The organism is Flavobacterium branchiicola (assembly GCF_018383905.1).
Taxonomy (GTDB): Bacteria; Bacteroidota; Bacteroidia; order Flavobacteriales; family Flavobacteriaceae; genus Flavobacterium; species Flavobacterium branchiicola.
Genome location: NZ_JAGYWA010000003.1, coordinates 314,133 through 326,559 on the forward strand (window position 1 = coordinate 314,133; position 12,427 = coordinate 326,559).

At 36.3% G+C, this 12,427-nt stretch carries 12 protein-coding genes; 1 reads left to right on the forward strand and 11 read right to left on the reverse strand.

Features of this window, described 5'->3' with window-relative positions; genetic code table 11:
* Positions 1–355: 355 nt before the first annotated feature.
* Complete coding sequence (locus tag KHA98_RS08375; RefSeq protein ID WP_213257147.1) at positions 356–1,384, reverse strand: rod shape-determining protein; 1,029 nt, start codon at positions 1,382–1,384, stop codon at positions 356–358.
* Positions 1,385–1,849: 465 nt separating this feature from the next.
* On the opposite strand from KHA98_RS08375, the gene KHA98_RS08380 reads away from it, so the two are divergent.
* Entirely contained in the window at positions 1,850–2,734 is an 885-nt protein-coding gene (locus KHA98_RS08380) for a helix-turn-helix domain-containing protein (protein WP_213257148.1), read from the forward strand.
* A gap of 358 nt (positions 2,735–3,092) precedes the next feature.
* Here the strand turns inward: KHA98_RS08380 and KHA98_RS08385 are convergent, their stop codons facing one another.
* The 10 genes from KHA98_RS08385 to KHA98_RS08430 form a co-directional block, all read right to left on the reverse strand.
* Positions 3,093–4,319, reverse strand: a complete 1,227-nt coding sequence (locus tag KHA98_RS08385) for a RidA family protein (RefSeq protein ID WP_246522228.1) — start codon at positions 4,317–4,319, stop codon at positions 3,093–3,095.
* A gap of 54 nt (positions 4,320–4,373) precedes the next feature.
* Positions 4,374–5,177: a DUF2490 domain-containing protein gene (locus tag KHA98_RS08390; protein WP_213257150.1), complete on the reverse strand. Its 804-nt coding sequence runs from the start codon at positions 5,175–5,177 to the stop codon at positions 4,374–4,376.
* 12 nt (positions 5,178–5,189) lie between these two features.
* Positions 5,190–7,232, reverse strand: a complete 2,043-nt coding sequence (locus KHA98_RS08395) for a TonB-dependent receptor (protein WP_213257152.1) — start codon at positions 7,230–7,232, stop codon at positions 5,190–5,192.
* Between the two features lie 204 nt (positions 7,233–7,436).
* Positions 7,437–8,330, reverse strand: a complete 894-nt coding sequence (locus tag KHA98_RS08400; protein ID WP_213257154.1) for an urea transporter — start codon at positions 8,328–8,330, stop codon at positions 7,437–7,439.
* 35 nt (positions 8,331–8,365) lie between these two features.
* Positions 8,366–9,064, reverse strand: coding sequence for a hypothetical protein (locus KHA98_RS08405; protein ID WP_213257156.1), 699 nt, complete (start codon positions 9,062–9,064; stop codon positions 8,366–8,368).
* A gap of 7 nt (positions 9,065–9,071) precedes the next feature.
* The gene (locus tag KHA98_RS08410) at positions 9,072–9,869 is read right to left on the reverse strand and encodes an urease accessory protein UreD (protein WP_213257158.1); all 798 of its coding nucleotides are present in this window, start codon (positions 9,867–9,869) and stop codon (positions 9,072–9,074) included.
* 4 nt (positions 9,870–9,873) lie between these two features.
* Positions 9,874–10,512 carry an urease accessory protein UreG gene (gene ureG / locus KHA98_RS08415; protein WP_213257160.1) on the reverse strand — a complete coding sequence of 213 codons (639 nt, stop codon included), beginning with the start codon at positions 10,510–10,512 and terminating at the stop codon, positions 9,874–9,876.
* Positions 10,513–10,635: 123 nt separating this feature from the next.
* The gene (locus tag KHA98_RS08420; protein WP_213257742.1) at positions 10,636–11,325 is read right to left on the reverse strand and encodes an urease accessory protein UreF; all 690 of its coding nucleotides are present in this window, start codon (positions 11,323–11,325) and stop codon (positions 10,636–10,638) included.
* A gap of 1 nt (position 11,326) precedes the next feature.
* Complete coding sequence (ureE, locus tag KHA98_RS08425) at positions 11,327–11,830, reverse strand: urease accessory protein UreE (protein ID WP_213257162.1); 504 nt, start codon at positions 11,828–11,830, stop codon at positions 11,327–11,329.
* Positions 11,830–12,417 carry a hypothetical protein gene (locus KHA98_RS08430; RefSeq protein WP_213257164.1) on the reverse strand — a complete coding sequence of 196 codons (588 nt, stop codon included), beginning with the start codon at positions 12,415–12,417 and terminating at the stop codon, positions 11,830–11,832. The genes ureE and KHA98_RS08430 overlap by 1 nt, the downstream gene beginning before the upstream one ends.
* Between the last annotated feature and the right edge of the window lie 10 nt (positions 12,418–12,427).

Consider the following 12,427-nt stretch of genomic DNA (forward strand, 5'->3'; position numbering starts at 1 on the left):
CCGCAAAGTATATCTCAACAGAATTAAAAAGAAAAATCAGTTCTTATTAATATAGCAACGGGCACGGAAAGAATTTCCACGCTATCGTTGCGTATAGCTGAGCGATTGATCTTTAGACAAACGCGGATAAAACAGATTTACTTCGTAAAAACGCAAACTTCTTAAAGTCTCTGACTTTAAACCAAATCTCTTACTAATTTGTATAAAGATTCATTTCACGCTAATACCCGTTGGGTGTAGTTATATTTAGTATATTATAATAACGGTTCGAAATTTTTTCTGGAGCTAATATTATACTCGCCTTTGAATTGTTTTGCATTAGTGTAGCATTAAACCTATCAAAATTAAACCTGTCTTATTTTATAAGTACACTTTTATATTTAGCTATATTTTTTAAAACAGTACCTGTACCCTTTACTACAGCTCTCAAGGAATCTTCTGCAACGTAGACCGGCAAATCTGTTTTATTGGAAATTCTTTTATCCAGACCCCGAAGCAATGCTCCTCCTCCGGCAAGATACAATCCTGTATTATAAATATCTGCTGCCAATTCTGGCGGAGTAACCGAAAGGGTCACCATAATGGCATCTTCAATTCTAAGGATTGATTTGTCTAATGCTCTTGCAATTTCTCTAGATGTGATTTGTACCTCCTTCGGTTTGCCCGTCAGCAGGTCCCTGCCTCGAACCATCATATCGTCTGGGGTATTTTCAAGTACTTCGATTGCTGCTCCCACTTCTATTTTTATCTGCTCTGCTGTAGCTTCTCCGATATACAAGTTATGGTGTGTTCTCATATAATACAATATATCTCCGGTAAAAATATCTCCTGCTATTTTTATGGATTTATCGCAGATGATTCCACCAAGAGCAATAACAGCAATTTCTGTAGTACCTCCGCCAATATCAACAACTAAATTTCCCTTGGGCAGCATCACATCCAATCCCATACCAATAGCAGCTGCCATAGGCTCATGAATTAAAAAAACTTCCTTTCCATTTACCCTTTCGCAGGACTCTTTTACAGCTCTCATTTCAACTTCTGTAATGCCGCTTGGAATACAAACCACCATTCGGAGTGCCGGAGTAAAAAGGTTTTTCTTTATTTCAGGAATGTTTTTAATAAACCAGTTGATCATTTTCTCAGAAGCATCAAAATCAGCAATAACTCCATCTTTAAGTGGTCGTATGGTCTTAATGTTCTCATGTGTTTTACCCTGCATTAAACTTGCTTCCTTACCAACAGCAATAATTTTTCCGTTTCTAATATCCTTTGCAACAATGGAAGGGCTGTCGACAACAATTTTTCCATCATAAATTATCAATGTGTTTGCTGTTCCCAAATCCATTGCAATTTCCACTATCATAAAATCAAATAAACCCATACTATATCTTTTTTATAAAAACGGTATCATCAGTGATTTATTCTTTAATAATTGCTAATTTTTTTTAAAACAATCCAAATATTTTCACATTCAGTATATTTCTCCAGCTAGTAAGTAGCATTTATTTAACAACTTTCTTTTTGGATATTTTATATCTTTTCCTTTTTAGCTGTTCCGCTATTCCGGGATTCTCATAAGTTTGACTGCTTAGATTGGCTTACTTTTAACAATGTCACACCTCTTTTCAATAGTAGATTTATGCCCTGGTAAATCCAGCAACTCTATTGTTATAATAGAATGTCAAAAAAAACACAAAACAATAAAACTGACAACATAAATAGCTAAATTTAGTTTACCTTAGTGCTTTGTTTTTAGCTGCTTATCCAAATATGAAGCTTCTAGTTTTAACTCAGTATTAAAAACTATAGATTTTGGATGCGCAGTCATTTAGAAAATCAAGCTTCAATGAAAAATACCCCTAAATTAATTAGCAATTATGAGTACAAGAAGTTCTTTCTTCCAGATATAACTACTCACAATCTTTTTAATAATTCGAATGTGCAACTGTATCGAATTGAAAATTATTTAAAGAAAATTGTAATACCCGTTAATCCGTATCAAACCACTTTTAACTTTCTGATTTTTGTCACAAAAGGATATGTAAAACAACAACTGGAAACAGCTGTTTTTGAAATCAAAGCCAATCAGGCGTTGAGTATTAAACAAGGAAATTTTACAGCAACATTAGAATTATCAGATGATGTTGAAGGCTTTTTTGTAATATATGAAAACGAGGTCATTACCGAAATTGCCTTAAGCACAAGTGATTTGAATTTCTTTTACTCTTCACCATTTTCAATTATAAACCCTAACAAAATCAATTGGCTTGTTCGTTTATTTGAATTACTGGAAGAAGAATTAAACGAAGCCGAACAAATCAATGCGATCACTACAGCACTTTTACAAACAGTATTATTAAAAATTATACGAACAGAAAATACATCTCACAAATCGCTCAATCGCACCAACTTTATCTCTTTTCAGTTTAGAGAATTGGTGCAGAAGAACCATATTCAGCATAAAAACATCGATTTTTATTCTAATTTATTAAAGATATCAGATAACTACCTGAACAAATGCGTTAAAGAAACCACGGGAAAAGCGCCAAAACAATGGATCAATGAAATTACGATTCAGCACAGTCAGATTCTTTTGCAGGATAATTCGAAAGAAATTGCAGAAATTGCATTTGAATTGCATTTTCAGTCGCCTTCTTATTTTTCGCGTATGTTTAAAAAAGTTACGGGACAATCTCCTTCCGATTACCGACTGGAGTTTTTAAAAGATTAAAAAAATATTACTTCTTTGGAATAGGACGAGGATAAACGCCTATGTTCTCAAAAAAAATATCCTTATAAAAAATCATTCCGTAGGAATGTATCATCGGTGGATATAAAATTTAAATTACGTTTATACGTTCCGTAGGAACGTTTGATTTATAAAACAGAGCCATCCATTTCCGTAAAATCAGGTGTTCCTACGGAACACAATGCAAAACAATATATTTTTCTACCGACGAAATATTCCTACGGAATATAAAAATAGCAAGCTATTCAAAAACGCTTATACAGAATCCTTGAAATCCTGTGATAAGCGCTTTTTTGAGTCTAAAAAACTCTACTTAAAAAATATTATTTTCAGCTATCTATTAAGCCGGTGTACCTTCGCTATTAGAAACAACAGCATCAATTTGAATTAAAGCATTTGCAGGAATTGCCGAAACGCCAATTACTGTTCTTGCTGGCAAATCTCCGTTGAAAAATGTAGTGGAGATTTCGTTTACAGCCGTAAGATCTTCTATATTTTTTAACTGAATATTGATTTTCACAATATCGTCCATTTTATGATCGATGCTTTCTACAATTGCTTTGATATTGTTTAAACATTGTGCTGTTTGCTCTTTGATTCCGCTGCCTACGATTTGATTGTTTTCTGGAACCAAGGGCAATTGACCCGCAATATGATTGTAATGCGAATAAGCAACGGTATGCGAATACGGAACTTTTGGTGCGTTTTCTGTATTGTTTGCTTCAATTACCAAAAAGCGTGTGTCTTCTGGAAGTTGCGGAGGCGTTCCGTCACCATGTGAAACCGCAACATCTATCTGCACTAAAGCATTCAATGGCAAAGCCGAAGCACTCACAATTGTTCTAGCAGGAACATAGTTTGGGAAGAATTTTGCTAAAACTTCGCTTACAATCTCAGCATCCGAAATGTCTTTTAGAAAAATAGTAGTTTTAACCACATCATTCATCACGTGCCCAATGCTTTCTAAAATTGCTTTGATGTTTTTTAAAGATTGTTCTGCTTGCTCTTTTACTCCGCCTGCTACAATTTCGCCAGACTTCGGATCAATTGGCAATTGAGCAGAAAGATTGTTATAATGCGAAAATGCTACTGAATGTGCATGAATGCTTTTTGGTGCATTTTCTGTGTTTCTGGTTACTTTAACAAGATCTAACGCTTTTTGTGGTGTTGTTCCTTCTCCGTTTAAGATAAGCGCATCAATCTGAATTAGCGCACCATCTAATGGTAAAGCTGCTACGGCAACCGTTGTGCGCGTTGGAAGTTCTTTTTTGAAGAATGTTTTATACACTTCGTCAACTGCCTCGATATCTGAAATATTTTTAAGGAATACTGTTAATTTTACAGCATCATCCATAACGTGGCCAATGCTTTCTGCAATTGCTTGAATATTTGTCAAACATTGTTTTGCCTGCTCTTTAATACCACCGCTAACAAGTTCTCCTGTTTTAGGATCTACGGGCAATTGTGCCGAGAAATTGTTGTAATGAGAAAACGCTACTGTTTGCGTAGAAAATGGGCTTTTTGGCGCGTTTTCTGTGTTCCTCGAGTTCTTTTTAATTTCACTCATAATTTGTTTGTTTTTCTGTTTTTATAATTACTTTTTTATGGACTAAGTTTTCTATTACGATCCAAAAGGATTTTTCCAAATTATGTCTACGGCCAAATAATTCACATCTGAAATATCAGCACCTTTGCCTAGAAGGTTATACATATAGCCTACATCAAAAACAAATGGAATTTCATGCGGACTCAGAGAATAGTAAAATGTAAACCTGCTTTCTTTGTAATCAAATTTTGACCACTGTTTCTCTGGCTCATTTTCTTTACTGATGGTAAAAAGCATTTCGGCACCGCCTATAAGATGATGGGTTTTACTGGTTCCCAAATCCAGCGTTAGCTGTGTTTTTAGTCTTGTTCGAAGCTGAAAATTCTCATCGGCATTACTAAAATCAGGATTAAAAAATTTCCTAAATTCTTGTCTTACGGTATTTTTCCATTTCAGTCCGTTGCCTTCCATGATGTACGAATAACGGCCGTAAACTCTAAATTCCTGTTCAATTGCAGGATCTAATGCGTCGTATGGCGCTGCCGAATCGTAATTATTAGATCGTCTGTAGCTTAGCGCATACGAGTATTCCCAGTTCTTTTTATAGCGATTAGAAATTTCTTCATTGATGACCAGAATTGCCATTTTAGAAAACGGATTATTCTCATCTGGACTGCTCTTTAATCCAACTCCCACATAAGTCGTGGATTCTTTTTGCTTAAGCGAATCTAAAGATTGCCTGACTCCAAATGCAAACCAAGAAGCATTTTTTGCCTCTCCCAAACCTGGAGGACTTAACTGTGCGTATGAATTACTAATTGTGACCACAAAAACGACCACTGCCAATAGCAATTTGCTTTTTGCAGACACTTTTTTCATATTTTCTAAAATTTAAAATTTATAACTTATTCCTGCTTTTACAGCGAAAGGCGTTCCAGGCGTAAAACACAGATCTGATACTGGACTACTCTCATTTCTAAGTCTTGTTTCGGTTTCAAATTGCGCTTCGTTCCATTTAACATTAAAGATGTTTTGAAACTGCAGATTTACTTCCCAGTTTCTTTTGCCATAACCCAGCACAAGATCATTGACGAAATAGCCGTGTGTTCTTACCGAATTGTCTTCAATAGCTGGTCGTGAATCCATATAGCGGTATCTTAGATTTGCCGAAAAACCAGAAGGGAGTTTTACCGCCACACCTCCTGTGCTGGTAAAAGTTGGAACTAACGGAATATAATCCTGTCCTTTGGGCTCGTCAATAAAGCGTGCATGGGCATAATTTAAATCTCCGTCTAAATAAAGCCATGAAAAAGGCTGATATCTCAAACTCAAATCGAATCCGTAACGACGTGATTTACCTGATGGCTCTATAACAGCTTCATCTCCAACATATACAAACTCCTGTTGCAAATACATGTGCCAAATAGCAGGCTGAATGATTAAATTGGCTGTTGGACGAAGGATAACGCCAAGATCACTTCCAAAAGAGTACGGAAGAATTTCTTTTCCATCTTGCGCCACGACAACTCTTACATCATTGGAGTGAAAACCAAAACCAGATTTTATATACCATTCCACATTGCTGTTCTGTGTATACGAAATATTCAGTTTTGGACTTATTCTTGCTGCCGAAGCTTCTTTTGCTGCGGGTAAACTAGCAAGTCGATCGTGCAGACTAAAAGTAAAATAGTCTAACCTCGCTGATGGATTGATAAGCCATTTCCCTATTCTATAATCGATTGAAGTATAGCCGTGAACATTGATTTCAGAGGCAGATGCATCAGACATTCTATTCAATAATAAATCACGTTGATATACATGGTTCAATTGCAAATCCTTGATATCATCAAAACGAAAACCTACGCCTGACGTCCATTTTATACTGCTATTCTCAAATTCAAATCTTCGAACATACTTATTTTCCAAACCATAAATAGAACGATTATCTGTCTGTTGAATCTCGTCTCCATAAACAGGATCATTCAGATAAAAAGTGAAATTCGAAAACAGATTAAAATTATATTTAGAATAGAATAAATTGCTCGAAAACTCTTCGCTTTCACTTGCTAAATATCTATAATTTACAGCAAGATTTGTTCTCGATGTCCTTCCGCCTTCTGTTGGATCTATTGATCCCCATCGGCTAATAAGTCCTTGTTCTACTGCTCTTTCCGGAATCTGTCCTGAGGCATTCCAATTCGAAGTAAAAGTCGATCCTAAAATAGAGATGTATTGTTTTTCATCAATCCATTGGCTGTACTTCGCTAAAAAATTAACGCGTGTAAAATCCTGCTTGACATCAAACGGTCCATCCGAATAATTGAACTCTCCTGCCACATAGAAACTCTTATCCTTGTTCTTTTTATCTAAAAGATTAAGCATTGTCACCGCTCGCATGGTATTAAAAGAACCTCCTTCGATTTTGAAAAGGTTATTATCTAATCTGTCAAATGTGCTAAAATTGACATAGCCAGAGGTATTAAAATCTCCTTTATCAGCATAATAAGCTCCTTTTCCAAAATCAATATCTTTGATTGTTTCGGGAATCAGAAAATGCAGATCGGCATATCCTTGTCCATGCGCATGCGACACTATATTAACTGGCATTCCGTCAGCCATAACGCTGATATCGGTTCCATGATCATTATCAAAACCACGTAAAAATATCTGTTCTGCTTTACCGCCGCCAGCATGCTGGGCAATAAAAAGTCCCGGAACTTTTCGCAATAAATCCTGCGCAGAATTTACGGGAGTCATTTTTAAGTCAACTTTCATTATTTGCTTTCTGAAGTGGACGTTACTAATAACTAATTTACTCAGATGCACGGTATCTGCGTCTGATTTGTTTGTTTCTGGCTTTTTTGCTTCTTGAGCAAATCCATATTGTACTGTTAACAATACTATTACAATACCTGCAAAAAGTTTGTTTCTCATTACGATTTATTTTATTTAATACTTTAGAGAAATTATTTTCAACACATAGAAACATCGCTTTTATGTGTCAATAAAGGCATTTCACTTAGAATAATTTACATAGAACTATGTGTTAAAGCTTGCTTTTTCTGTAATCTTAAGCAGAAGCAATAAAAACCTATGTTTCTATGCGTTTAAGTTTTGTTCAATTTCGCTCAACAGATTTTATTTAATAACTGTCGGCTCTTGTTTTTGCATTTTATTTTCAAAATGGCCTACCATCTTTTTTAGTGGAACGATTACCCACATTGATAAAACAAACGGAAACGTAAGTGTAATCCATCCGTTGTGCATCATAAAAATGTCAAAGTAAGTTGCTATGACTACCGAAAGCAGTACATATAATCCATCTCTTGGTTTTGTTCCGCTGCACGCAATTCCGCATAAAACAGCGTTGAAGCTAAACATTCCATCCTCTATTAATTTTACAGAATCGTGATCAAAATGCGCAATTGCTCCTGCAATTACTGCCGCTACAAATCCGTATAATGCTGCTGTGGGATTATTGAGAAAAACTCCGATAAAAAACAGCAAGCCAGCGGCAATTGTTCCTTGAAAGATTACTTCGCTATAAGCGTGCGCAGCTACTGCAAAAACCTCGAATTCTGGCATCTCTACATTTACTGTTGGTATTCTTGCAACTGCTAATCCAAAATGCTGAATAGTCAAAACAGCAGCTACAATAATTACAATAAAAGGAAAGGTGAAAAAGGGGATTTTTTTTCGAATGGAAAATTCCATTAGCAAAGTGCTCAATACTGAACCTAAAACGATTAAAAACCATATTAACGGACTGGCTTCAAAAAAGACCACCAAACCAACTCCAATTAGCGTTGCATTAAATCCATATAGACCTGCTTTTATGTTCTCGTCGCTGAACTTGCAGATTTTTGCCGTTGCCGTTGCCACTATACAGCTAACCAAGGCACCAGCCCCCATAAGCAGAGAGTCATAAAATATTGCAATTAAAAATAATAAACCTGTCCAGGCACTTTCCTGAAGCATGATTTGACCAATGCCCTTGAGCACCGTTTCTGCTATTGTTTTTATTTTTTTCATTTGTATATACTTCCAGAAGTAAAAAATTATTTGAATTACCAGCCTAAAAAGACCATCCCGAAACCGCAGGCCAATACTACTGCTCCGCTAATTGCGGGGGTATAACGTTCTAGTTTTTCTGTTTTAAAGAAAGAATACCCATAAACTCCTAAAAGCACCATGCCAAGCATCGTTAGAACTGTGCTTAATGTAAAAACACTGATGATTGTAGAAATTTCGGTAACAGAACGATTCAATCCCGAATAAAAAAGCAAAGGAATTAACGGTTCGCTTGGCCCCATCACAAAAATGGCAAACAAAACCAAAGGCGTCACTTTAACCCGATTTGTTGGCATCACCACTTCGCCGTGTTTGTGCGAAAAAACAAATACATCTTCTCCCATAACATCAAAGTGTTTGTGCGCTTTGTTCGTGTATGCGGCCCAAAGTCCATAAACAAGATAAATTGCACCAAATAACAGCAATGCCCAACTCGCAATATTGCCTCTAAAATCCTGAAAAAAGGTTATTTTATTGACTTGCCATCCTAAGAAAACGCCAATACATCCTAAAACGACCGAACTTAGAATATGTCCTAAACCGCAGACTATGGTAAGCATAATGGTCTTAGACAGGCTCCACTTTCTAGATCGCGATAAAACAATAAATGGCAAGTAATGATCTGGACCAGAAGCCGTATGAAAAAAGCTAATGCTGATCGCTGTAATTGATAATGCTATTAAATTTGAATCCATAATCTGTTTAAATTTGCAATGCTACTTTTTGTTCCCAAAGCACATCCTGCACTTTTCTGAAGAAATCAAACATTTGTTCTCCTCCGTTTCCTAAAATTCTAATGACAAAACCGTTAGCTTCCAGTTCACTAATTCCAAATGTTACATTTTCTAATCCTTCCAATTCTTTAAAAAAGAATTCGATATGCTCTTTCACATCTTCATTTTTTGTATTGAGATACACTAAAGTTCCCTGATGCGTAAAGCCCTCCAGCAGACCCATAGCCGATAAAGGCATAATATCGGGTCTCAACAGCACATTGTCCTTTAGAATAAGTCGATCATGATGATACACCTCAACAAGGTTCTGAAAATGAGCATATTTAAAAGTTTCTCCATGGTGTTTACGTCCACAGGTAATAATTTCGCTAATCGTCAGTTCGCAATCATCCTCGATGTTAATCTTATTATGGCTTTTAAAAGTGGAATCTTCATGAGGAACGATAGGATGAGGCACATAAGAAAACGAAGTTCCTTTTTCCATTTTGACATCCATGATTTGCGAAGCGCTTCCATCCATATTAAACAATCGCTGATAAGATTGGGACTGCAATTGCAAACGGGCATTTTCTTTTACATGCACTTGTATATCGTAAGTATCACCGCTTAAAATTCCTGGCGATGAACTCATAATCATCAAATATGAAGCTCCATCTGATTGATACTGTCCTACAGGCATAATCCTGAAAGGCTGTGTCACGTATGAATCTCTTAAAAATGATTCCCCATCCCTTTCTTCTATTTCAATTTTTAGGGTGCTTACCATTTTACTAGCGAATTAAGTTTGGTTCTTCGATATCTTCCAGCAATGCATATTTTTTAATCCAACCTATAACTTCGTCTATTCCTTGTGTAGATCTAAGGTTTGAAAACACAAATGGCGCTCCTTTTCTCATTCTTCTTGCGTCATTTTCCATCACTTCTAAACTTGCTCCAACATAAGGCGCTAAGTCAATTTTATTAATCAAAAGCAAATCTGATCTTGTAATTCCAGGCCCGCCTTTACGAGGGATTTTCTCTCCTTCGGCAACGTCAATTACAAAAATCGTAACATCGGCTAGGTCGGGAGAAAAGGTTGCTGAAAGGTTATCTCCACCACTCTCAATCAGAATTAATTCGATATCTGGAAAACGCGAAACCAATTCATCAACCGCTTCCAAATTCATACTCGCATCCTCACGAATTGCAGTGTGCGGACAACCTCCTGTTTCTACTCCAATGATTTTCTCTTTTGGCAAAAGACTGTTTTTCACCATAAATTCCGCATCTTCTTTTGTATAGATATCATTGGTAATTACGCCTAAATTATAGTCGTTTAGCATTTTACGGCTCAAACGTTCCAACAATGCAGTTTTTCCTGAACCGACAGGCCCTGCAACTCCTACTTTTACATATTTTCTAGTTTCCATTTCTCTTTGTTCTTTTTTTTCTTTTTTCTATACTCTTTCTTCTTTCCTCTTTCTTCTTTCCTCTTTCTTCTTTCCTCTTTCTTCTTTCCTCTTTCTTCTTTGGACTTTGGACTTTGGACTTTTCTACGACATGTACAATCTTGAATAAAGTCTCTCGTGCTGCATGCATCGAATATCAAAAGCAATGCTGCACAGACCTACAAGTTCTCTGTCTATTGTTAAAGTTTCTTTTGCCAATTTTTTAATCAGCGGCTGCAATTCGAATAAAACATCTTGTCCGTCCAATTGTCCAAGAGGCACCAGTTTAACCGAATTGGTAATCATTCCGATCGCAGCATTGTAGTAAAATGCAAACAAGGCTTCGTCTAGCGGAATTTCCAATAACTGCGCATACAATCCAAAAGCGATGCAGTAATGTGCCGTTGCTTCTTTATTGGCAATTGCCTGCTCGTAACCGCTAATGAGATCAAAGGCTTTTTGTCTTCGAAAGATCTTGATTAATCGAATTCCCAGCTTCTGGCTTGCTTCTCGTATTTCACGCGGACTTTTTAATGCACTGCATTCCTGATCTAGTTTTATGATCGTTTTTAAATCATTATTTTCTGCCGCTATATAAGCTAGTTTTAAGAAAGATGCATCATTATATTTAATGTTATACATTAACATATTAGTCACAAATTCTTTTGCTGCAATCACAGAATTCACTGCCTCTTCCTGCACATAAGTCTCCAATCCGTTGGAGTGTGTATATCCTCCAATTGGCAACGTTGGGTCTGCCAAATGCAGCAAACTTCCTAAATAAGTATTTTCTATATTAGTCATTTGATGCCGCCATATTTAGGATTTTTGTAAAAAGAGACGAATTTCCATGACCGTGAGGCGCTACATTTGATTTTAACAAATGTAAAAGCTGTATCTCTTGTTTTTCTGGAGCATAACCGCTTGCTTCAAGCCATCGAAACATTGGCATTTCAAAAGGCATCATAATCTGATTATTTTGAATAAATAACGGAAGATGCTTATTTCCAATCTCATAACAAATCGTACCCATTTCCAGTAAAGACGAAGGTGTCATTACGATTGCTTCGCAAGGTTTAATAGTTACAACGATCACTTTTTTATCATCCTGATACAGAATATCATCCTGATTCAATCGCTGTCCTTCCTGTATAAACTTAATCGCAATTTCTACACCCGAATTTGTTCGCTTGCGCTGAATTCGCTTTGTAGTTTCAAACCACTCAATTTCCAGCAGATCGATCTCAAGACCTTCAACTGATTGTGTTTTTGCATTGCCTATTGTCTGTTGTATAATCATTATTTCGATTTTTTAAGGGAGATGTTTTTTGAAACTCCTAATCCGAATGTTGACCCGTTTATTCCTGCCACAAAGGTTTTATTACTCGTCTTATTTGCATCGTTTCCAGTCGTATTTTCATAAGATAGTTCACAGAACTTCGCTTTTAATGCCCATCCGTGACCCAGAAATACAGCCACAATTGGATAAATTCTTCCAAGATATCCGTCATAATTATAAGATCCCGCAGTATTCATAAGCGTAGTTCCCCATACATAATGCGCATCTACCTGAGCAATGATGGCAAAGTGTTCTCCAATATTCCAGGAATCACTGTAAAAAGTACCAATTTCGTGTTTAGAATCGGCAAGATTTCCTGCTGCGTTTTTCTCTTGGTCAATAGCAAAATTCATCCCTGCAACGACGTGATCATTAAAGAAATATCCCACTCCGATTGGGTTTGCCGCAAAAGTGCTCCCTGTATTATTATTGTCTTTATAAGTTAACGAACCATAAAGCATTAAAGATCCTTTTTGTGCACGAACCGTTGTTAGACTTGCACATACCAACAGTAGAATTAACTCTAAATTAATTTTCCAAGTATTCATAAAATTCTTT